The 21,909-nt window shown below is 67.7% G+C and carries 24 protein-coding genes and 1 pseudogene; 19 read left to right on the top strand and 6 right to left on the bottom strand.

The genetic code is table 11. The features are described 5' to 3' along the window. The first annotated feature begins 175 nt into the window (after positions 1-175). The 7 genes from ACFQZ6_RS10510 to ACFQZ6_RS10480 all read left to right on the top strand — a co-directional run bounded on the left by ACFQZ6_RS10510 (position 176) and on the right by ACFQZ6_RS10480 (position 5,615). A complete protein-coding gene (locus tag ACFQZ6_RS10510; protein WP_381606967.1) occupies positions 176-370 on the top strand; it encodes a hypothetical protein in 195 nt (64 codons plus the stop codon). 132 nt (positions 371-502) lie between these two features. Next, complete coding sequence (locus tag ACFQZ6_RS10505; protein ID WP_381606965.1) at positions 503-1,780, top strand: ATP-binding protein; 1,278 nt, start codon at positions 503-505, stop codon at positions 1,778-1,780. Further along, positions 1,777-2,208 (top strand): roadblock/LC7 domain-containing protein, encoded by a 432-nt coding sequence (locus ACFQZ6_RS10500; protein WP_381606963.1) that lies wholly within the window; start codon positions 1,777-1,779, stop codon positions 2,206-2,208. The genes ACFQZ6_RS10505 and ACFQZ6_RS10500 overlap by 4 nt, the downstream gene beginning before the upstream one ends. A gap of 23 nt (positions 2,209-2,231) precedes the next feature. Continuing rightward, positions 2,232-2,546 (top strand): DUF742 domain-containing protein, encoded by a 315-nt coding sequence (locus tag ACFQZ6_RS10495; protein WP_381606961.1) that lies wholly within the window; start codon positions 2,232-2,234, stop codon positions 2,544-2,546. Beyond that, positions 2,524-3,126: a GTP-binding protein gene (locus tag ACFQZ6_RS10490; RefSeq protein WP_381606959.1), complete on the top strand. Its 603-nt coding sequence runs from the start codon at positions 2,524-2,526 to the stop codon at positions 3,124-3,126. Before ACFQZ6_RS10495 ends, ACFQZ6_RS10490 begins: the two co-directional genes overlap by 23 nt. Before the next feature lie 11 nt (positions 3,127-3,137). Continuing rightward, positions 3,138-4,358, top strand: coding sequence for a cytochrome P450 (locus ACFQZ6_RS10485; protein ID WP_381606958.1), 1,221 nt, complete (start codon positions 3,138-3,140; stop codon positions 4,356-4,358). Between the two features lie 12 nt (positions 4,359-4,370). After that, entirely contained in the window at positions 4,371-5,615 is a 1,245-nt protein-coding gene (locus tag ACFQZ6_RS10480; protein ID WP_381606956.1) for a cytochrome P450 family protein, read from the top strand. Positions 5,616-5,815: 200 nt separating this feature from the next. On the opposite strand, the gene ACFQZ6_RS10475 is transcribed toward ACFQZ6_RS10480, so the two are convergent. The 5 genes and pseudogenes from ACFQZ6_RS10475 to ACFQZ6_RS10455 form a co-directional block, all read right to left on the bottom strand. Continuing rightward, entirely contained in the window at positions 5,816-6,430 is a 615-nt protein-coding gene (locus ACFQZ6_RS10475; RefSeq protein WP_381606955.1) for a hypothetical protein, read from the bottom strand. Then, the gene (locus ACFQZ6_RS10470) at positions 6,427-6,555 is read right to left on the bottom strand and encodes a hypothetical protein (RefSeq protein ID WP_381606954.1); all 129 of its coding nucleotides are present in this window, start codon (positions 6,553-6,555) and stop codon (positions 6,427-6,429) included. Before ACFQZ6_RS10470 ends, ACFQZ6_RS10475 begins: the two co-directional genes overlap by 4 nt. A gap of 41 nt (positions 6,556-6,596) precedes the next feature. After that, a pseudogene (locus tag ACFQZ6_RS10465) lies at positions 6,597-7,607 on the bottom strand (MAB_1171c family putative transporter); the annotation flags it as partial. Between the two features lie 13 nt (positions 7,608-7,620). Then, positions 7,621-8,130 carry a hypothetical protein gene (locus ACFQZ6_RS10460; RefSeq protein WP_381606952.1) on the bottom strand — a complete coding sequence of 170 codons (510 nt, stop codon included), beginning with the start codon at positions 8,128-8,130 and terminating at the stop codon, positions 7,621-7,623. 164 nt (positions 8,131-8,294) lie between these two features. Continuing rightward, positions 8,295-8,795, bottom strand: coding sequence for a helix-turn-helix domain-containing protein (locus ACFQZ6_RS10455; RefSeq protein ID WP_381606950.1), 501 nt, complete (start codon positions 8,793-8,795; stop codon positions 8,295-8,297). A gap of 372 nt (positions 8,796-9,167) precedes the next feature. Between ACFQZ6_RS10455 and ACFQZ6_RS10450 the strand changes: the two genes are divergently transcribed. The 12 genes from ACFQZ6_RS10450 (at position 9,168) to ACFQZ6_RS10395 (ending at position 21,198) form a co-directional block, all read left to right on the top strand. Beyond that, complete coding sequence (locus ACFQZ6_RS10450) at positions 9,168-10,169, top strand: hypothetical protein (protein WP_381606948.1); 1,002 nt, start codon at positions 9,168-9,170, stop codon at positions 10,167-10,169. After that, a complete protein-coding gene (locus ACFQZ6_RS10445) occupies positions 10,169-10,864 on the top strand; it encodes an ATP-binding protein (protein ID WP_381606946.1) in 696 nt (231 codons plus the stop codon). Before ACFQZ6_RS10450 ends, ACFQZ6_RS10445 begins: the two co-directional genes overlap by 1 nt. A gap of 118 nt (positions 10,865-10,982) precedes the next feature. Further along, positions 10,983-11,549, top strand: a complete 567-nt coding sequence (locus ACFQZ6_RS10440) for a WhiB family transcriptional regulator (RefSeq protein ID WP_381606944.1) — start codon at positions 10,983-10,985, stop codon at positions 11,547-11,549. After that, positions 11,546-12,613: a DUF2637 domain-containing protein gene (locus ACFQZ6_RS10435; protein WP_381606942.1), complete on the top strand. Its 1,068-nt coding sequence runs from the start codon at positions 11,546-11,548 to the stop codon at positions 12,611-12,613. Before ACFQZ6_RS10440 ends, ACFQZ6_RS10435 begins: the two co-directional genes overlap by 4 nt. A gap of 105 nt (positions 12,614-12,718) precedes the next feature. Beyond that, positions 12,719-12,943 (top strand): hypothetical protein, encoded by a 225-nt coding sequence (locus ACFQZ6_RS10430; RefSeq protein ID WP_381606940.1) that lies wholly within the window; start codon positions 12,719-12,721, stop codon positions 12,941-12,943. After that, complete coding sequence (locus ACFQZ6_RS10425; RefSeq protein ID WP_381606938.1) at positions 12,940-13,605, top strand: plasmid mobilization protein; 666 nt, start codon at positions 12,940-12,942, stop codon at positions 13,603-13,605. The genes ACFQZ6_RS10430 and ACFQZ6_RS10425 overlap by 4 nt, the downstream gene beginning before the upstream one ends. Beyond that, on the top strand, positions 13,605-15,374 hold the full coding sequence (locus tag ACFQZ6_RS10420; RefSeq protein ID WP_381606936.1) for a relaxase/mobilization nuclease domain-containing protein: 1,770 nt from the start codon (positions 13,605-13,607) through the stop codon (positions 15,372-15,374). Before ACFQZ6_RS10425 ends, ACFQZ6_RS10420 begins: the two co-directional genes overlap by 1 nt. Positions 15,375-15,661: 287 nt before the next feature. Beyond that, complete coding sequence (locus ACFQZ6_RS10415) at positions 15,662-15,883, top strand: hypothetical protein (RefSeq protein WP_381606935.1); 222 nt, start codon at positions 15,662-15,664, stop codon at positions 15,881-15,883. A gap of 236 nt (positions 15,884-16,119) precedes the next feature. Continuing rightward, entirely contained in the window at positions 16,120-18,459 is a 2,340-nt protein-coding gene (locus tag ACFQZ6_RS10410; protein WP_381606934.1) for an argonaute/piwi family protein, read from the top strand. After that, entirely contained in the window at positions 18,447-19,010 is a 564-nt protein-coding gene (locus ACFQZ6_RS10405) for a hypothetical protein (RefSeq protein WP_381606932.1), read from the top strand. The genes ACFQZ6_RS10410 and ACFQZ6_RS10405 overlap by 13 nt, the downstream gene beginning before the upstream one ends. Beyond that, positions 19,007-19,753, top strand: a complete 747-nt coding sequence (locus ACFQZ6_RS10400) for a PD-(D/E)XK nuclease domain-containing protein (protein WP_381606930.1) — start codon at positions 19,007-19,009, stop codon at positions 19,751-19,753. Before ACFQZ6_RS10405 ends, ACFQZ6_RS10400 begins: the two co-directional genes overlap by 4 nt. Positions 19,754-19,953: 200 nt before the next feature. Then, entirely contained in the window at positions 19,954-21,198 is a 1,245-nt protein-coding gene (locus tag ACFQZ6_RS10395) for a DUF6236 family protein (RefSeq protein ID WP_381606928.1), read from the top strand. Positions 21,199-21,457: 259 nt separating this feature from the next. Here ACFQZ6_RS10395 and ACFQZ6_RS10390 read toward each other — a convergent pair whose 3' ends face one another. Then, the gene (locus ACFQZ6_RS10390; RefSeq protein WP_381606926.1) at positions 21,458-21,667 is read right to left on the bottom strand and encodes a hypothetical protein; all 210 of its coding nucleotides are present in this window, start codon (positions 21,665-21,667) and stop codon (positions 21,458-21,460) included. Between the last annotated feature and the right edge of the window lie 242 nt (positions 21,668-21,909).

Here is a 21,909-nt window from a genome sequence, read left to right as displayed (position 1 = left end):
TGCCGTACGGAAACGCGGGTGTGTTCGGTCGACAGGCAGGGATCGGCGTACGCGACCTGCATGGGGGTCTGGCTGCTTCCCCCTGACGGTCGTCACATGTTCACCGACAGCACCAGTCTCCACCACGGAATCTCCGTCACACGGTCTTCCATAGCTAGCAACTCGGTGATGCCGTATGGCGGTTAGCGTCTCGGCCGTCGTTCTCCTGGCGATCGTCACGTTCTTGCTGATCAGGAAGGGCGGACTGAAGGCCGGCCATGCCGTCGTCTGTACCTTGTTCGGCTTCTACCTCGCGAGTTCCTCCATCGCACCCACCGTCTCGCAGACGATGACGAGCCTCGCCAACATGATCAGCGGCTTCAAGATCTAGTCGACCACCAGTGGCGAGGGCCAACTCGGGCCACATCGCTCGGTCGTCGCTTCAGTGATCACCAGCCCGCGCTCGTGCGACTGCTCGTCTTTCCCCGCCGTCGCTGCCCCTTCGATCCCCGTGAGAGAACTGATGAGTCACGAGATAGCCGTCGTGGTGTCCTTGGGCTCGGCCGCCCTGGTCGTTGCCGTCGCAGGACTGGCCGCATACTTCGCCTGGCTGTCCCGTAGCCACCGCTCGCAGGCCGCCCACTGGCAGGAGCAGGTCGTGGCGCGGGACCGCGCTCTGCACGGTCTCATCGCCCAGGGCTTGGGCTCCGTCGCATCCTCCGTTCAGATGTCACAGCCCGCTGCGACGGAGTTCGACGTGTCCGACTGCCTGGCCGACTCCGCGTTCGTGAACGACTTGCGCGTGCTCGGGGAGCGGTATGTCGCCGATCTCCAGCAGGTGCAGACGGAGACGGCGGTCTCGGTGAGGCGTCAGGTCGAGGACGAGGCCCGTGAGGCGGCCCGGGCGGCGGTCAAGTCGTTCGCCACGGCCGCCGTGAGCGTAGGTATCGACGTGAGCAGTGAGATCGCGCGGGCCCTCCGCCAACACCACGACAGCACCGTCTTCACGACGTTGACCAGAATCGATCACGGTGTCCAGCAGATGCTCCACCAGGCCCAGTCGTACGTCGTCCTGGGTGGGGGACTGCTCGGGCAGAGGTGGCCGGCCAGCACACTGACCGAGGTCGTGGGCGCGGCACAGGGGGCCATTCGCGACTACACACGCGTTCAGCCCTACGCATCCGACAGGGCCGTCATCAGCCGGATGGTCGGACCGGTGAGGCTCATCCTGAGCCACCTGCTGGACAACGCCGCCCGCTACTCGCCGCCGCAGACGTACGTCGAGGTGAGTACCCAACCCGGCCACCACGGGGTGACGCTTCTCATCGACGACGCCGGCAAGCGCATGAGCGATGAGCAGCTGGAGCGCGCGCGGCAGATCCTGGAGGGCCGCCGCCAGGTCGACATCCTGGCGATGGAGGCCTATCCGAAGGTCGGCTTCCCGGTGATTGCCCTCTTGGCCCGTCGGTACGGCATCGAGGTCGTCCTGACCGGCCCCAACCGCTACGGAGGCATGCGCGCTTCGGTGTTCATTCCCGATGCGCTGCTCACCACCGTGCAGGGCGATCCTGCGACGACTCAACCCGCTCAGATCGAAATGAGCGCCGAGTCCCCGGTGACGGAGAACGGGCTGCAGATTCGGCGCCGCCGCTCACCGGGCGGACAACAGCAGACCACGGCGGCGAGGCGTGTGAGTACGGCGCCCGGCCGTTCGGGCGTCATCGGAGCTTGGCAGCAGAGCAGCAGAAGCAGCCGGGAGACGGCTGCACGGACACAGGAATCGAGGTCCTCGGACTCATGACGACGCAGGTGAACGGTGCCGACAACCGGCTCGGCTGGATGCTGAACGAGCTGGCGGACATGCCGGAGGTCCGCTTCGTCGTTCTGCTGGCGGCCGACGGGATGTCCATTGCCTATTCGGAGTCGGTGGACCGCGACACGGCGGACAAGGTGGCCGCCTCGGCCAGCGGCTTCCACTCGATCGGCGTGGCGCTGGCTCCCTTCTGCGGCGGGAAGGACAACGGTCTGCGTCAGGTGGTGGGCGAGTTCGACGAGGGGTTCCTCTTCGTCAAGACGGCTGGCAAAAACACGCTGCTGGCCGTCTCCACCACCGATCTTGTGAACGCCGAGATCGTCACCCACCGGATGAACGGGCTGGCTGAACGCGTCGGTGAGGAACTGGTCAGTCCGGCGCGGAGCCAGGGCGGCGAAGGCGGCGCTCGGCCGTGAGCGGTCCGCGGCGCGATCCGGACATGATCCGGGCGTACGTCAGAACCAGAGGGCGCTCGACTCCGTCCCGCGACGACCTGGAACTGACATCCCTGGTACGCGCCGCGGACCGACCGCTGCAGGGCCTCGACGCAGAGGCCGTCAGGGTGGTGCGCGTCTGCGGCGGACCGATGGCGGTCGCAGAGATCGCCGCGCTCCTGGACATTCCACCGACCGTGGCGCTCATCGTGGTCTCCGGACTCCTCGACACCGGTCACCTCGACACCCCCGCGCTGGCCGACGCCCCCAGCATCGACATCCTGAAGGAAGTACTCGATGGACTCCGTGCTCTCGTCTGAGCACGTCTACCTGCCCACCACGGTGACCCGGTCGGCGAAGATCCTTGTCGCCGGCCACTTCGGGGCAGGGAAGACGACACTGGTCGGAAGCGTCTCGGAGATCAGGCCGTTGCGCACCGAGGAGCCGATCACACAAGCCAGCGTAGGGATAGACGACCTCAAGGGACTGTCCGGCAAGACCGAGACGACGGTCGCCTTCGACTTTGGTCGTCGTACCCTCAGCCCCCACCTGGCTCTGTATCTCTTCGGCACACCAGGACAGAACCGGTTCACTCCCTTCTGGGAGCACCTCTTCCGGGGCGCGCTGGGCGCCTTGGTCCTGGTCGACACCCGTCGGCTGGAGGACTCCGACGGCGTTCTCGGCCTGTTCGAGGAACGTGCCCTCCCTTTCGCGGTGGCCGTCAACGAGTTCGACGGTGCTCCTCGCTACCCCCTGGACGAGATCAGACAGGCCCTCGCCCTTGAGGACGACGTTGTGCTCACGACCTGCGACGCGCGCGACGAAAGCTCCTCGATCCACGCGCTGATCGCCCTCGTCGACCACCTCCACCGATCCCGCCGACTGGAGCACCTCTCGTGAACAGGACGCCGATGCCACCCCCTGCCGGCTGCCCCGCCCACGCCGAGCAGTACCGCTTCCCGATGTACGCGCACGAGTTCGCGGCCGATCCGTACGCCGCCTACGCGTACATGCGGGAACGGTACGGATCCGTGGCGCCGGTGTACCTCGATCCGGACGCCCCCGCCACCCTGGTGATCGGCTACCACGCGGCGGTACGCATCCTCCACGACACCGAGCGGTTCCCGGCCGACCCTCGGATGTGGCAGCAGACTGTCCCGGCCCACTGCCCGATCCTGCCGATGATGGAGTACCGGCCCAATGCCCTGCGCAGCGCCGGAGCAGCGCACACTCGCTACCGCACTGCCAACGTCGACGCTCTCGACAACGTGCGCCAGCACGTCCTGCACTCCACGGTGCAGCAGGCCGCCCTGCCCCTGATCAACCAGATCTGCGTCACGGGCCAGGCCGACCTGCTAACGCAGTACGCGCACCCTCTGACCTTCCAGGTGCTCAACGCCATCCTGGGGTGCCCACCCGAGATCGGACAGCGTGTCGCAGCGGGAATGGCCGCCATCTTCGAAGGCGTGAACGCCGAGCAAGGCAACGCCATGCTTGCCCAGGCGCTCACCGAACTCGTCGACCTCAAACGCCGCCACCCCGGCATGGACATCACCACCGGGCTGCTGATGCACCCGACCCACCTCGACGACCTGGAAATGCTGCACCAGCTGGTCACCCTCTACGGCGCCGGCATCGAGCCCCAGACGAACCTGATCGCCAACACCCTGCGGCTGATGCTCAGCGACGACCGGTTCTCCGGCGACGTCCTGCGCGGGAGCCTCAGCGTCCGCGACGCCCTCGACGAGCTCCTGTTCGTGGACCCACCGTTGGCCAACTACTGCGTCTCCTATCCGCCAGTCCCCGTCGAGGTGGACGGCGTGGTTCTGCCGGCCCACCAGCCGGTCGTCATCAGCATGGCCGCCTGCAACAACGACCCGGCCATCGCGTCCGACTACCGGGCGGGCAACCGCTCACACCTCACATGGAGCGCCGGTCCTCACGTCTGCCCCGCCCAGCCCCTGGCCTACCTGATCGCGCAAGTGGCCATCGAGCAGATCCTCGACGCCCTGCCCGAGATGGAACTCGCCGTGCCTGTCGACCGCCTCACCTACCGCCCCGGCCCGTTCCACCGCTCCCTGACCGCGCTGCCGGTCCACTTCCCCCCATCGCCGCGCCTCACCCTGACCTAGGGAGAACCGAACATGGAGCTCACCCTCCCCCTCGTCCTCGACCCCACCGGCCGTGCCCGCTCGAACGAAGAGGCCGCCCTCCACGCCGCCGGTCCCGCGACGCTCGTGGACATCCTCGGAGTGGCGGCCTGGTCGGTCAGCGACCCGGCCATCCTCAAGAGCCTCCTCAACGACCCTCGGGTGTCCAAGGACGCCAGCAAGCACTGGCCAGCCTTCATCAGCGGCGAGATCACCGAGAAGTGGCCGCTGGCCCTGTGGGTCGGCGTGGACAACATGTTCACGGCGTACGGGGAAAACCACCGACGACTGCGGCGCCTCGTCAGCAAGGCGTTCACCGCGCGACGCACCGCCGAGATGGTGCCGCGCATCGAACAGATCACGGCCCGTCTCGTCAACGAGATGGCCAGGACAAAGCCCGGTGAGGTCGTCGACCTGCGGGAAGCCCTGGCGTACCCCCTTCCCATCCAGGTCATCGGCGACCTCATGGGCCTGTCCGAGCAGGTCTGGCCCAGGTTCCGTACCGTGGTCGACGGAGTCTTCGACACCACGCTCAGCAGTGAGCAAGCCACCGCCAACACCATGGCCCTGTACGGCATCCTCACCGAACTGGTCGCCGTGAAGCGGACCACGCCCGGCGCGGACATCACCTCGGCGCTCATCGACGTGCGCGACGACGAGGGCGACGGCTCCGTCCTCACCGAACAGGAGCTCCTGGACACGTTGCTGCTGGTCATCAGCGCCGGCTACGAAACCACGGTCAACCTGCTCGATCAGGCCGTCACCGCGCTGCTCGCCCACTCCGAGCAGCTGGCTCACGTCCGCGCGGGGCGCGCGTCATGGGACGACGTGATCGAGGAGACACTCCGGTATGCGGCGCCCATCAGCCACCTGCCCCTCCGGTACGCGGTCGAGGACATCCCTCTCCCCGGGGACATGGTCATCCGCCAGGGCGAGGCGATCCTCGCTTCGTACGGGGCCGCCGGCCGCCATCCGAACCTGTACGGCGTCACCGCGGGAACGTTCGACGTCACGCGGAAGGACAAACAGCATCTCGCCTTCGGGCACGGCGCGCACTTCTGCCTCGGCGCACCCCTGGCGCGTGCCGAAGCCCGAGTCGCGCTCCCCGCCCTCTTCGACCGCTTCCCGGAAATGGACCTCGCCGTGCCCGTCGCGGATCTCGAACCGGTCGCCAGCCTCCTCATCAACGGGCACCGCACGCTGCCCGTCCGCCTGCGGCCCACCGGCCAGACCGGTTGAGCCGGGGCACGGCAGCCGATACGTCACCGCACCTGACGCGGAATCGACCAGCACAGCCGCCAGTGTCAGTGGATCCTGACGAGCAGAGCGCTGGTTCGCCAAACAGCACGTGGGCCCGAAGCCGGACCTGGCAGATTCAGCACTACGACCTCGGCTCAGTCGACGAGGACCACTGATGGGGTGACCGTGTGCGGAACGGGTCAGCGCAGCCCCGCGAACACCACGGCTGCCGCCGTGCCGCCCAGGATGGTGCCAACGATCACCTGCGCCGTCGTGTGGTCGCGCAGCGAGACCCGGGACCAGCCGACGGCGGCGACACCGAGGAAGAGGAGGGCGGCCCACCAGCCGTAGGCGACGGTGATGACGACGGCGACGCCGGAGGCGACGGCGGTGTGGACGCTGACCTTCCACCAGACGGTGACCGCCATGGTCAGCAGCAGGCCGACGATCATGGCGGCGACCAGGGCGACGACCTCGCGGGGCGCGTCGAGCGCCAAGAGCAGGCCCGTACCGAGGAGAACGGAACCCAGGGTGACGAACAGCGGTATCCAGCGCTGGGAGCGGACCTTGAGGTGCTTGTCGCTCCAGCGGCCACGGCGGACGCCTATGACGATGTAGGCGATCGGCAGGCCGCCGCAGAAGGTACCGGCCAGCAGACCCCAGCCCGCACCCGCAGGGGAGTTGGTGGAGTGCCAGCCGATCACCAGCAGGACCCCGATGACCAGATTGGCGGGCGCCAGGACCTCGGTGACGAGGCGGGCGGAGCGCCGCTCGGCAGGAACGGAGGCAGTGGGCGGAAGCTGCGTGGTGGTCATGCCGGTGTCCCCTCAAGGTGGGCGCGGAGGAAGTCCTGCGTGGCGCGGGAGCGGTAGGCGGTGCTGAGGGTGGTGAGGGCGCGGATCTCCGTGGCCAGGTCGCGGCCTCCGCTGGCGGGGGGCATGGGCTCGCCGGAGCCGACGGCCGTGCCGCGGAGTCGTTCCTCGCGGGCGACGGCCAGCCAGCGGCCTCGGCGGTGATGTCGGCGTGGGCGCCGATGAAGCCGAGGGAGGTGGCGTGGTCGTAGGCGCGTCCGCGGAGTTCCGCCGGTGCGTGGTCGGCGAGGGTGAGGATCGAGTCGCGGATCTCGATGGTGCGCCGGTACAGCCGGTCGTGCGTACGCAGTGGGTTGGTGGCGTCGGCGGAGCGGCTCGGCGGTGTGTCGAGCCGGGTCTCCGGGACGGCGTCGGTGAGGGTGCGCCACAGGGGGTAGAGGCTGACGAGCTGCCAGTGGGCCCGGATGCGGGCGAGGACACGTGGGGCGGCGGGGAGGGTGCTGCCCAGCACGATCAGCAGCAGGGCCAGGAAGAGCAGGCCCGTGCTGAGCGTGTGGTTGACGTGATCACCGAGCGGACTGCTGCCGACGTAGTCGATGAACAGCACGACGACGCGGTGGAGGGCGTATACGAGGCCGACGGCGGTGCCGGTGCCGGTGAGGATCAGCCCTCGGCCGACGAGTCCACTGTCGGGGCGGCGCCCCCAGCGGAAGCAGAGCAGCGTGGCGCTCAGCAGGGCGGCGCCGAGGTAGGAGGTCCATACGACGCCGTACGCGAGGATCGTGGCGTGGTCGGCGTAGTCCGCCAGGAGGTCCTCCGCCTCGTGAGGCTGGGGTGTGGCGAAGAAGCAGGCAGCCAGAAGGACGACCGTGACGACAGGCACGGCCTTGTGCAGCCTGGACACGCGCATCCCGGTCTTCGACTCGGCCATGTCGGCGACGAAGGTGAGGACCGATGCCGCCGCGACGGTCGCGCAGATGTGCTTGATCAGGAACGACAGGTTGGTGACGTGCAGGTGCTCGTCGACGGCCGACGCGATGGCGACTGGTCGGACCGACATGGCCACGGCGAGTGCCGCGAAGGCCAGCCAGAGACTGAGTCGTTCGGGTCTCCGGAAGGCGGAGCGGGCACGCCAGAGGGTGACGGCCCAGAGCAGGACGGCGGGTATCGCGTCAATCATGTGTGGGGGAGTCTCAGGAGTCGCTGAGCGCGGCATTGAGCCGGCGCAAGGTGCTGGGGGTGGTCCGGTCGCCGTTTCCACGTAGAGCGGCACGGGTCGCGATGAGGCCGGCGAGCGTCTCGGCGCTCCGCTCTTCCTCGGTCTCGTAGCTCGTGCGGCCGAGGACACCCGTCACGAGGTCGGCGTCGAGGTGGTGGAAGGCACGGCCGAGGGTTTGGCGAGGGGTGTGCCCGAGGAGCATGTGGCTGACCTCGTGCAGCACGATGTGGTCCCGGTGGAGAGGGCTGGTGGACTCCTCAACGAGGATGTGGTCCGCCTTCTCCGTGGCGAGCCAGGCTCCGCAGGGCAGTTCGTCACCGGTGATCGCTGGGAACGTATGCAGGTGGATAGGACGGCCGCGCTTCTTGGACACGCGGGCGAGTAGTTCCTCGATCTTGAAGGGGTCCGGAAGATCGAGATCGTCCAGGACGGATTCGAGCCGGATTCCCTGATCCTGGGCAGGCCTCGAACGACCGGACTTCATCTGCCCTCCGACTCCGACACTTCTCGAACGCGCGACTCATTGCCGCGATGCCGTGGCGAGTATATGGATCATTTCCGGTCGCACATCTGGAGGGCTACTGATCGTGCCGGGCGAATGCGGACAATCATGCGCAAGTAGGGCGGTGGATCCTGGCTAGTGGTGTATCAGTTCACGCCGTCGTGATGTTTGCCACTGGAATTCACATCGATGATCGAATCCTCGCCAGGGGTACCGAGGCCTTCGAGTTCGCGGGCGCGTTCGATGAATTCGGAAATGATCTTGAGGCTCTTGTCGGAGAGCCCGGACGCACGTAGAGCCACTGATCTCACACCAGCGTCACGCATGGCGGCGAGCGCGTCGAGTTCGGCGGCGATCTTCTCTGATTCGTCGTCGTCGAAGAAGTAGGCGGGCTTCACGCCGAAGAAGGTGGAGAGAGCCTCGAGGTGGCGCTTGGTCGGATTGTCCTTGGCGCCGGTCCTCAGTTGCCAGATGTAGCTCGCGGAGATGGTCGGGCCGCCCTGTCGGCGGATGCCCGACGCCACCTCCTCGTAGCTGTACGGGCCGCGGCCCTTCGGGTGGACGGTGGTGAACAGCCGGTCCAGGCGACCGGCAAGCGTGGTCCCGCCGCCCGCCTGCGCTGCAGGTGGGTTGTTCTCGTGGTCCATCGTGGCCGTCCTCCGGTCGCGTCGCCTTCACTGGTGTGAATGGCTGCCCCGCCTGCATTTTCTCTGGTTGACAGCGGCGCCCCACCTCAGTCTAGTGTGATCATCGTGCCATCCACCCACGAAAACGGTCCAGGCCAGGGTGGGGCCAAACGGCGATGCCCAGGAGCGCCAACTCCCGGGCATCCGTCGGCTGCCCTCGCCGAGGGCACCCAATGATCCGGGGCCGCGTAGCCAGCTTGCAGGCGACAACCACGCAGCCCCGTCCATGAGGACGGAGTATCACATGCGCCCACCCGGCAGGGGAATCCCGGCAGCCTCGACGCGGGGCCGATGCCAGCGGCTCCAGCGTCGTCGAGCTCGCCGGGAGAGCTGATGGCCCGCATCCGGACAGTCAAGCCCGACCTGTTCGTCAACGAACGGGTCGCGGCCTGCTCGGTCACCGCCGTCGTCACCTACATCGGCCTGTTCACCCAGTCCGACGATCACGGACGGCACCGGGACAACCCAGCGATCATCGCCGGCCTCCTCTGGCCGCTGCGCGCCGAGCACACCCCCGTACACGTGGAGGAGGACCTCCAGCAGCTCGCAGACGCCGGGCTGATCTGCCGGTACACCGGCTGCGACGGCAAGCGTTACCTGCACGTCACCGGTTGGTACGAGCACCAGAAGATCGACCGGCCCAGCCAGTCCCGGCTCCCGGTCTGCGTCGCCCACAACAGCGACAAGAGGTGCGGCCGGTGCAAGGGAGCCTGCGCCGAGACCGAGGCGAAGACTCGGGGAGCAGTGGACGAGCCTTCGGCAGATTCTCACCGAGCCCTCGACCGGCACCCGGCACAGCTCGCGCGTCCGCACAGCGACCGCACCACGGCCCCGGGCACCGGCGACGACAGGCGTCCCGACACCAGCGGGACGGCCTGCCCCACGGGGAGGGAATCCGCAGGTCAAGACCAGTTCGTCGAGGCTTCGGCAAACCCTCCGCGAACCCTCGCCGGAGCCTCGACATCCGGATCCAGGATCATGGATCCTGGATCTTCTTCACCTACGGGGCGCACAGCGCCCGACGGCACCGTCACCGCCGGGAACCTCCTCGCCGAGTACGTGGGCTCCTGCACCGAACGTCCGCCCGGGGACGTCCTCGGACACCTCGGCCGACTGCTGAAGAAGCTGCTCGCCGAAGGCATCGACGTGGACCACATCCGCGCCGGCCTCGCCCGCTACGCCGAGATCCAGGGCCATCCCTCACGGCTGCCGAGCCTGGTGAACGACGCCATGAACGCCCGCATCCCTGCCCAGACGGCGTCCCAGCTCGGCGCGCCGCACCGAGCGTGGACCAACCCGGTCGATGCTGCCGCCGCCTACGCGGAGGAGCTGTGATGAGCCGCGAGCCGGAGCTCCTCGGCGCCGGTGCCCTCCAGCGACTGCAGCGGATCCTCACCGCCCGGGGCATGAACCCACAGCGCCTCCCCGACACCCCGGACGAAGACAAGCCCTACAGTCCGCTGGGCCTGCTGGACGCCCGGATGCCCCCGCGCTACCGGACCGCCCGCGCCGACCACCCCGAGGTACTGGCCTGGACCCGCGACGTGATCGCCCGGGCCGAGGCACCCAACCCCGGCGCGCGACGACAGATCACCACCGGCCCCAGCCTGCTCCTCGCCGGCGTCACCGGCGCGGGCAAGACCCACCAGGTGTACGGCGCGGTCCGAACCCTCGTCGAAGTGGGCATCGCAGTCCGGTGGCGGGCCACCACAGCCGCCGACCTCTACGCGGACCTGCGTCCACGCCCCGGCCATGACACCGAACGCGAACTCGAGACGGTCAGCCGCTACCCGCTGCTGATCCTGGACGACCTCGGCGCGGCCAAGACCTCCGAGTGGGTCGAGGAGATCACCTACCGGCTCATCAACCGCCGGTACAACCTGATGCTCCCCACGCTGATCACCACCAACCTCGCCATGCGCGACCTCCGCGACCAGCTCGGCGACCGCGTCGCCTCCCGGCTCGCCGAGATGACCACCCGCGTCACCTTCGAGCCCGTCGACCGCAGACGCCAGCCCCACGCCGCCTGACCTGCCGCAGGCCGCCACGCCGGGCCGCGCAACCGGCGCGCCGCCCACGTACTTCCCGACCCAGCGACACCTCTCCGCAGACGCCCACCACACGCGGAGAGCGATCGGAGCAACCAGCATGACCCCCACGACGATCAACCCTGCCCGCCACCGCTCGCTCGGCGACCACACCTGGCAGGACCAGGCCGTCTGCCAGAGCACCGAGTACAACCCGGTGGAGCCCGACATCTTCTTCCCCGAGCCCGACGAGACCGCCAAGATCGCCGCAGCGAAGTCGCTGTGCGGCCAGTGCCCGGTCCGCCGCACCTGCCTGGATGCCGCACTGGAAGGGGGCGACACCCACGGCATAAGGGGCGGGATGACAGAGGAGGAGCGCGAGCCGCTGCACGAACACCTCGCCAGCCGCCTCGACTACAGCCGGGTCAACGCCACCGTCGCCGGGCGCGACGTCCACCTCACCAAGGCCGAGCGTCGCGCGGTCGTCCGCGCCGCCTACCGCCACGGCCTCACCGAACAGCGCCTGGCCTGGCTCCTGAAGATCAGCGAGGAACACGCCCAGAAGCTCTACCGCGAAACCCGCCGAGCCCTGCGCAACCGAGACCTGGAGCAGACCACGAAGAGCACCCCGCCCCCCGGGGCCGACGGCAAGCGCCTGGGCCGCGACAACTTCGGGACGGCGGCGTGAGCATCGCGAGCGCGCGGAGCACGGCGCACGTCACCGGGTGGGATCGCGCGGTCGTCATCGCCCTCGGCGGTGCGGGGTGCGCCCTGTCCTACGACGCCCTGCAGCAGATGGCCGTCGCCGTCCACGTCCGGGGGCTGTTGACCTACCTCTTCCCCTTGGTGATCGATGGGTTCATCGCGTACGGCATCCGCGCTCTGCTCGTCCTGCGCGACGCACCGCTGCGCGCCCGGCTCTATGTCTGGACGCTCTTCGGCACGGCCACCGCTGCCAGCATCTGGGCCAACGCGCTGCACGCGGTCAGGCTCAACGAAGTGAGCACCTCAGCCACCGGGCTGCGGCTCGGAGACATGGTGGTCGCGGTGCTGTCCACCATCGCCCCGCTGGCCCTGGCCGGAGCGGTGCACCTGTACATCCTGATCGCCCGGGGGCCGGTCAAGGACAGTGACCGAAGTGACCGCGATGGCCTCGGTCAGGCCAGCCGCCCCAGTCAGTCCGAGCATCTCCCGGTCACTCGGACTGACCGGGCCGGCCGCCAGCAGCCACCGCCCGGTCAGGTCAGCGCCGGACAGCCAGCCACCGCCCTGACCGACCGGCCCCGCCTGTCCCCGGACAAGCAGGAACCGGAGGCTCGGACGCTGACCGGTGACAGCGCCCCAGCGGGCAGCAGGAGCCCGGACACCAGTCGCCTTGACCGGGAGCCCAAGTCCACTGACTTGGGCGGACAGCAGGACACCACCCTGGCGGTCAGCGGCGGACCGGCCGTCACCGAGCCGGTCACCAGTCACCCGTACAACCTCCTGCAGGTCACTGACGGGCCGGTCACTCAGCCACCGGTCACTGACCGCGCCCCCCGGACAACCGGTGACCGGCGACCTGACCCGGACACCGAGGAACTGCTGGAGATCGCCCGGTCAGCGGTCAGGGCCGAAGACAAACTGACCCGCAAGGTGGTCGCCCAAGCGATCCGCGGTCAGCAGATCCCGCTGTCCAGCGACACACTGACCCGCCTGATGGCCCAGCTCCGCCAGCAGCACGGACAGTCGGTCACCACTCCCCGGAACTGACCGCACGCCCCATGGGGTGGGTGACCAGCCGGACACCTCGGCCGGTCACCCACCCCCCAGACACCCCACCCCACGACCTCCTCCCGTGAACCGGAGAGCACCGCCATGCGCACGAGCCCCGCCACACCCGCCGAGGTGGACACCTGGCTGACCGTCCTGCACCAACGCGGCCACCTCCACCGCGCCGAATCCGGTCCCGACAACACCTGGACCGTGCAACGGTGCCGACACAGCCGCCCCTGGACGCTGCACCACCCGGTCCTCGCCATGGACTGGATCGAGGACCTCGTCCGCGACATCCGCCAGCAGGACGCGGAGACGGGCCGATGACCGCCAACGACCCGGCGGCCACCACGTCCGGACCGCAGCGTGGACCCAACTCGGCTTCAGGCGGAGCAAGTTGTCGCATACGACGGTCCTATGGCCCGGCGTACGCACTTGCCCCCGCCCAGGGGAACGGGGGAAGCCCGGCTGGTCCTCGAGCGAGGGCGCACGGTGACCAGCCGGACTCCCGGCACCAGGAGGCGCCCGTCGGAGGAGGAGAAGGAGACGACCGCGCCCCGCGCGAGCAGCAGAGCCCGAGCCAACCTGCGTTCCCCGACCGCAAACCGCGCCGCCGCACCCGCAACCCGAGCCAGCGCACCCACAAGACGACCATCCGCCTGTCCGACACCGAGAAGACCGAGATCACCGCCGCCGCCAAGCAGCGCGCCGTCACCGTCGCCCGATTTCTCGCCGCCGCCGGCCTCGCCGTCGCCCGCGGTTCGACCACCGTGCACACCAACGAACAGCTCGACGCCGCCATCGACGAGCTGGCCGCGCTGCGCACCGCCATCTCCCGTGTCGGCAACAACATCAACCAGATCGCCTACGTCTACAACGCCGGAGGGCAGCCCCGCCCCGGTGAACTCGACCGCGCCCTGACGACCGTGAACCGCGTCCTGGCTCGCGTGGACGACGCGGCCGACGCCCTGGTGAAGAAGTGCCTCTGATGGTCCCCAAGATCCGACGCGGCTCCCGCACCCACGGCCTGCTCGTCTACCTGTACGGTCCCGGCAAGCGCGACGAACACACCGACCCCCACCTCGTCGGCAGTTGGGACGGCTTCGCCCCCGACCCCGGTCGCGACACCAGCCCCGACCCCGACCCCAAGGTCACCCTGGCCCGGCTCACCGCCGCCCTGGACCTGCGGGTGAAGCAGGCCAGCGACAAGGCGCCGGCCCAGCACGTCTGGCACTGCTCGGTCCGTACCGACCCCGGCGACCGGACCCTGAACGACGATGAGTGGAACACCGTCGCCCGCCGTCTGGTCCACGCCGTCAACCTCGCCCCCGAAGGCGATCCCGACGGCCGCCGCTGGGTCGCGGTGCGCCACGCCGACGACCACATCCACATCGTCGCCACCATGGTCCGAGGCGACCTGCGCCGCCCGAGGATGAACTACGACTTTAAGAAGGCCCAGGCCGAATGTCGTCGCATCGAACAGGAGATGGGCCTGCGCCAGCTCAAGCCCGGCGACGGCACCGGAGCCAAGACGCCCACCAGCGCCGAGCGCTTCAAAGCCGAGCGGACCGGCCGACCCGAGACACCGCGCGAGACGCTTCGCGAAGCCGTCCGCCAGGCCGTCGCCGGAGCCGCCAGCGAAGCCGAGTTCTTCACCCGCCTTCGCGAGGCGGGCTTGCGCATAAAGCTCCGGCACGCCCCCTCCGGGGACGTTCTCGGCTACACGGTCGCACTGCCCGGCGACCGCAACCGCGATCGCGAGCCGGTCTGGTTCGCGGGCTCGACCCTGGCCCCCGATCTCTCCTATCCGAAGATCCAGCGCCGCCTCGCCGACGGAACTCCCGAGACGGGCCCGCTGCCGGAAGCCGACAGCGTCCGCTCGGACTGGTCGCCGTCCGCACGGGAGCGACGCACCGCGACCGGGGTCGCCGAGCGCGCCGCAATCCTCCTGGACAGCGACGACGACGAAGCCGCAGCCCAACTTGTCGGAGTCGGTGAACTCCTGGACGCCATCGCCCAGACCTCCCCGGCCGCCACCCGCGCCGAACTTGGCGCCGCCGCTCGCTCATTCGAACGCGCCACCCGCAGCCACATCCGAGCCGAACGCACCGACACCCGGGCGATCCGCTCGGCGGCCCGGGGCATCATCCAGGCCGGAGGCGCGCTCGGTCGAGGAGAAGACGGCGGCACCACCGCCATGCTCGTCTCCACCCTGGTCCTGGTGGCGCTGGCCGCAGCACGCTGGCACTCCGCACACGGTCACGCCCAGCAGGCCGAAGCCTCCCGTCAGACCGCCGAGCACCTTCGCGCCGCCTACCGCCAGGCCGCCGCCGCACCCATGCAGGCCCTGCGCGACCAGGGCCGACGCTTGCCCGAAGCCCAGCGCCGCACCTACGAGACCACCATCCGCGCCGCCTTGCCCGAGAACCGAACCCGACCCGGCACGAGCACGAAGGACGACGCCCTGGCCGCTACCTTGGCTCAGGCCGAGCAGGCAGGCCACGACCCGAAGGCCCTCCTGCAGGAGGCCATCGCCATGCGCGAACTCGACACGGCCGAGGACGTGAACGACGTCCTGGTCTGGCGACTGCGCCGCCTCGCCCAGCTCCCCGCCCACCCGGGCGAAGCCACTCGACGCCCGCAGGCTGGCACCGGTCGCGCCACGCCTCCCGCCAACCCGGTCAGCGTCCGGACCGCGCCCCCGGCCTCGCCGAGGCCCGCCGCACCGGACCCGCGCAGCCGCCCGCCGCGCCGCTGACCAGCAGTCCGGCAGGCCCGCCACCGTCCTGCCGGACTGCGCGAAACACCTGGACAACCCGCTCCACCGGCTGTTACGGATAAAGAGAAGGACCTCGACCGGGAGATGACGCTCGTGCTCAGAGCGACCGACCACCACGTAGAGCCGACCCCCGTCCTGCCCGCCGCGCCCGCCGGAAACGATCCGCTGCCGCAACTCCAGTACGAGACACAGTCGCCCAGCGGACCCGGCGCAACGCGCTGCCTCAGCCACCCACCGGAGCTGTCCCTGCGGGGCATCCCCGTGCTGTGCTCGGCCTGCCGGTCCGGCGCGACTGGCTGCTCATCAACCACGGCCGCAACGTCTGGGTCCGCTGCCGCTGCGGCAACCAGTGGCTCGAGCCCGAGATCAGCCGCGCCGACTTCGACGCCATGATCGCCATCCCGGACGGGACGACCTACCCCAGCGTCGAGCAGGGCCTGATCGCACTCGGCTTCGACGGCGCCTTCGCTGGCATCTACCTGGAGTAACGGAGCTGCGAGCGGTCAGGTTCGAAGGCACCGCTTCCCATGGCACCCGTCGCTCCTGGACGAACAAGGTGAACAGCTTCCCGTAGCGCGTGGCGGGATGTTTGTGAGCCGAGGCAAGATTGCACATACTGCGTGGGTCAACTGACCCCGTGTGAGCTACTCGACTGCGTCACAATTGAATGAGCCGGAGCCGCAGAGGCGGCACCGTGGGCATGGTAAGAGTTCAGGCAGGAGGCATGAGGCTCGCGATGCCATCCAATTCGCCGGCGGTGCGACGAGGCGCAGCCCCGAGGCGGGATTCCGCACACGGTGGTTCGCAGATCGTCTTCAACTATCTGCCTGTTCAGTACCGACCTGGCCGTTTCAGCGCTGGCGTCATGCCCTACGAGGCTGCTGAGCAGCTCCGCAGGCTCCGCGACGATCTCGCCGGGACCCACGTCGTGATTCGTAGCGGGGACACGATCGTCTGCGTGCCCGTTGTCCCCGACGCCCCTACTATCGGCTCCGAGCAGGAGTTCAACACCGAGGCTGACTCGGTGGTGGTCACTTCCTTGCTACAAGCGGCCCTGAGGCGGGTCCTCACCGAAGGCTGGAACTTCCGGCTGCGAAAGTTCGCTCCGCTGGTCTTCGTGTCGCGCATTCCGGGACGTGACTTGCTGGAGGCAGCTGCATCGGGCACGAACGTGGAAGGGCTGCACGTCTACCCCGAATACCGATTGGACGTACGACGTCGAGGGCCAGCGGGAACACCCGGGATCCTCGTTGGCATCAAGGCTCGCTATGAGATTGATCTGCCCGTCAGCGAGCTGTTGCGACGGGGCGTGCGTGTTGAGGGCCGGTACGTACTGGCTGTCGACCACGACGTGCCAGTGCAGCCGAATACGGACTTGAGCGCACGGCGACGACTGGTCGGCATGGTCGAGGTCGTGGTGGGAGACCGGCTGCGGCTGACCGATTCCTCGGGGCAGTCCGAGATCCCCGCCTCTGAGGCTTGGTTGGAGCCGAGGCGAGATGTTTTCCACGACATGCTCGCCATTGCAGCGGGAAGCGGATATCGGCGGATCGAGAGCCGGCTGAACGAGGCTGCATTCAAGCTGTCCGGCGCGGAGGGGCGTTACGAGCGCACGAAGGAGATCGCGGACGGTCTGGGGCGGCATAGCCCACTGACGATCGCCGTGGGCGTGCAGGCTTCCATTGGCGAGCCAGCAGGGAGCACCAGCAGGATCTCCACACGGCGACTTGATTCTCCGACTTTCGTATTCGACCTCAGTGGGGACAAGACTCACCGGTATCCGAGACAGGGATTGGAGCGGTACGGCCCCTTCGATTCCGAAATGTTTACCCCGAAGACGCCCTCGGTAGCCGTGGTCACACCACAACAATTCAAAGGCAGCGCTGAGGAGTTCATGCATGCCTTCCTGCACGGCGTGCCTGGTAAGGAAGCATTCTCCCAAGGCTTCATCCGTAAGTATCGGTTGACCGACTGCAAGGTCACTTTCACCGTCTTCGACGGCGGTGCTCAAGACGCCGGTGCCTACCGGCAGGCTTGCTTGACTGCCCTTGAGGCAATCAAGCCCGACCTGGCGATCGTGCTTGTCAGTCAGGAACAAGAGCACCTGTACGGCGATGCCAGCCCATACATGGTTAGCAAGTCGACGTTCATGAGCCAGGGCGTGCCGGTCCAGGAGGTCCAGGTCGAGACCATCCGGGACGCTGATCGAGCCTCCACGCTCAGCACCATCGCCTTGGCCTGCTACGCGAAACTAGGTGGCACGCCGTTCGTGATCGGGACCTCGCACCGGGCCATGGCCCACGAACTCGTGATAGGCATCGGTCGATCCGATGTTCAGACGAGTCGGCTAGGCGGTTCGCAGAGGTTCGTTGGTATTACTACCGTCTTCAGCTCCGACGGCAACTACATGCTGTCCAACGCCTCGAAACAGGCGCCCTATGAGCAATACCCGCAGGAGCTGCTGCGGACGCTGCGGACGTGTATCCAGGACGTTATGGCGCGCCACGCTTGGCAGCCAGACGACACCATTCGGCTGATCTTCCACGTGTTCAAGCCGCTCAAGGACAGGGAGACGAGGGCGGTCAAGGAGCTGGTAGAAGAGCTGACCAAGGACTACGCAGGTGTCGACTTCGCTTTCCTGCACGTCGGCAACGACCACGACTGGATGATGTTCGACCTCCGTAGCGCTGGCACCAGACGTCGGGGCCAGGTGACTGGCCGTGCCGTACCTGCCCGAGGCCACGCCGTCCAGGTCAGCCGAAGCGAAATGCTGATCTCGGTCACTGAGCCCGCCGACATGAAACTGCCGCTGCAAGGTGCGCCGCGCCCGCTGAAGATTAAGCTGCATAAAGGATCGACGTTCACTGACCTGGACTATTTGGCTGGGCAGGTCTTCCGGTTCACCGCACTTTCGTGGCGCCGCTTCTACCCTGCAAGCCAGCCCGTAACCATCTTGTACTCCGAGTTGATCGCCGGGCTGCTCGGCCAACTAAGAGACGTCACTAACTGGAACCCAGACATGATCTCTGCAATGCCGTTGCGCTGGAGCCGGTGGTTTCTGTGAACGGCCCGGCGGAAGAGGACGGGGCACTCACTATTCAGATCGGGACGCAACTGTCGGCCCTCGAACGGCGCGTCACCGAAGCCAACACGCCCGGAAATCTGGACGGTTTGCTGGCTTACCACGTCCTGAATGGCGCAATACCGGGGTTTGCCTGGAACGTCGACCCGGCGGCTGGGTCATGGATGCAGGAGAACGAGGAACGCCTTGACCCTCCTGCGCTCGCCGTCCTCGGATACGGAATCACACACTTCCCTGCATTGGCGAACCCGGCAGTGGTTCGCAGGCTGCGCGAGGGTTTGCACCGACTCAGACAGCGCAATCCCTTCCCAGGGGATCGGCTCTCCTTCCTGTATGAACCTCGCCTCCTCCTCGGAATCTGCCTAGCAGTGATGACCGCGAGGGACGACGTGCCGGAGTTTGAAAGCTGGCTCCAAGACGCCCTCACGAGCCCCCAGTACCAGCCCGCCGACCGCTTCCAAGGGCTGATCCAGCAGCACGCCCTCGCGCTATTGGCCGACCGGCCGCCCGAATCACCGATGTCGCCACCATGAATGAGCCCGTCGAGTTGGCCACGGCACGATGGATGATCGCTACCAGCACGGGCACCCTCATCGACCCCGATACAGATGCCAGAGTGCTTCAACAGCGGATCATATGGGCGTTGCTTCACTGCGACACTGAAAGACTGGCAGTTCCCCGTGCCGCTCTTCTGTACCGGGCCGTGAGCGACGTCTTGTACTCCAGCATCGACCAGCTGATTCTCAGCCGCTCACACCTCAGCCGCGTGCTGCGCCGATTCGAGGCCGCCATGCTCCGTTGGCGGTGGGATAGAGACGAACTCCGTCACCCCATCCGGTGGGAAATCTCCTCCGAGCGTGAAGTACAGGACATCCTATGGATCATCCTGCGCTCAGTGTTCGACGACGTCAAAGACGAAGAGACCCTGCCCAAGGTGGGCCACAGCAGCTACCGCGCGGACTTCGGCCTCCCGCAGCTGGGCATCTTGATCGAAGCGAAGTACGCGTACAAAGGCGCCGACTTCAAAGAAATTGAACGACAGGTCATGGTCGATGCGGTCGGATACCTCAACAAAACCGACGTGTATAAGGAGATCGTGGTCTTCATCTACGATCATTCAAGTTCAGTGGAGCGCCACGATCTCACTCGACAAGCCTTGATGGGCGTGTCCGGAATCACCGACGTGGTCATCGTGTCGCGGCCCGGCATGCTGCCAGCCGAGATTCCGCGCTCGGCCAGAACACCTCGGAAGCGGGCGTCCGCCAGCCCGTTATAGGCAGGTCTACGCTGTTGTGTCACGGAGGCGGCCCCACCTTTCCCTGGGCGAGACACGAAACCCTGGGGCTCGGACCGTAACTGGCGTCCGCTGCGGCGTCCCTCGGTGACGACAGACCAGCGGCGAACACTTGTTGCGTAGCATGCTGTCGGCCCCCGGACGCACCTGGCGAGGCCGACGGACGCGGTGAAAGGGCAGCAGTGCAGCGGATCGGCCTCTACTACCCGTACGTGCACTTCCGCAAGGAGCAGTGGATCAAGGCCGCCGCCCTCTACTGGCCGGGCGTGGCCCGAGTCGTCCCACGCGGATTTCCTGTCAGCGACCCGGACCTGGTCAAGGCCCTGCGCGACGGGCTGGACAACTTCCTCACCGACGTGGACCCCAGGGAAGCGGCAGCCACTGTCGCCCCCGCCTTCCTGAAGGCCGTCGAGGACCACGGCACCGAACTGAGGCAGCGCTTTCTGGCCACTGCCGACACCCGGCCCTTCCATACGCAACAGGGGAACCAGCCCGAGCCCTTGGTGATGGGACAGCGCATCATCAACGCCGAGCCGACCTCGCCTGACGACCTGCGAACGCTTCCGCGAGACGAGCGCCCCCTCGCCGGCCTCTACCCGCACGAGGTAGACCCAGGGCTTGCCGACGCCCTACGCGGTGCCGGTCTCGCCGTGCCGGCCGTGCGGTCGCGCATCGCCAGATCCGCGGACGTGACGTGGCTGGCCATGGACCCGGTCCTGGCCTGGATCTACAAGTGTGTGCTCACCGAGGAGCTGGCCCGCCGTACGCGGTACGCGCCGATCACCGACCAGGTCGCGGCCCACAGCGCCACGGACGGCTGGGACAGCGACCGGATCGCTGCCGCCATGTTGGGCGAGCGGCCCCGACCGGCAAGCTCCGACGAGACAACACGACTCGGGCTGATGGCCGTGCAGTGCGTCCTCCCGGACGGCCTGCGCTCGGTGCCGGTGGCGAAGATCATCCAACTGCGGAACGACTACCGGGCAGAATTCAGTGCCTTCACCCAGGCAGTCGACAAGGCTGCGGCAGACCTGCGAGAGCAGGTGGGCGGCATCGAAGACCGCGCAGCCTTCGAACTCCACCTTCGGATGACATTCGACGAGAGCATCGCCCAGCCACTTGAGGACCTGCGCAAGACCATGAGCGGCCTCAACCTCAAAACCTTCTACAGCGCGCTGAACTACAAATTCGAAGTGCCCGCCCTCGCCGCGGCGGCGAGCGGCTGGGCAGGCAACGTGCCGATCGCCGGAGGAAGTCTCGCGATCGCCGCCGCGACCCTGCGCCAGGCCACGGTGGAGGCACGCGACGCTCAGCTCGTTGGCTCTCCGGTCAGCTACCTGCTCAGGGTGGAACGGAACCTGAAGCCGACCACGCTGGTGCGGCGAGTCGCGCGAGCGCTTGGCCGAGCTGCGGGCTCCGGAATCTAGCTCGCACTTCGCGGGTCACTCTTTTGCACAGTTACCGAGCTTGATCACGGTCCTCAGGTGATCGTGCTTCGGCAGGTTCTGCAACTCGGACCGCTGCGCTGATCGGTGGCTGACCCGCTATGATCAGTTGATCTTCAAATGGGTGACCTGCGGAGAACGGGCTAGCGCCGGGCTGGGCACCGGCGCCCGCTCGACCTTCCAACGGCATCGAGCACCCGGCACCTGTCCACCAGTGGCACTACCCGCAGTAAGCCCTCACTCAGCAGTCGTAGCTCTTGAGCGTCTTCGAGGCACCGGTGGCCGACTTCAGGTAGTCGTTCTCCGACTTCAGGCTCTCGTTCTCCGCCGTCGACTCCGCCAACTGCACGACCAGTCCGGCAGCCATGGACCGGAGCCCCTTGTACTTCCAGGCGAGGACCCCGAGGGCGGTGGCGGTGGCGGCCAGAACGCTGGCGCCGACCGTAACCACGACCCCGGCTTTGCCGAACTTACCTCCGGCCGGCCCAGCATCCTCCTTGCCGATGCAGACGTGGCCCGTCTGCTGCGAGTGCTGTTGAGCCTCGCTGAGATGGTCGCTCTGAAACGAGCACGATCCGCATTGGTAATGGGTCATCAGTCGTTCCTCCCCCAGGGAGATGAGCTTGCCACAGGTCACGTGCCTCCGGCGCTCACTTGGTCATCCTTGTACGCCCACCGACGCTGAGGGAACGA

Source organism: Streptomyces flavalbus (genome assembly GCF_042674625.1).
GTDB classification, from domain to species: domain Bacteria; phylum Actinomycetota; class Actinomycetes; order Streptomycetales; family Streptomycetaceae; genus Streptomyces; species Streptomyces flavalbus.
This window is presented reverse-complemented; position numbering and strand designations above follow the sequence as displayed.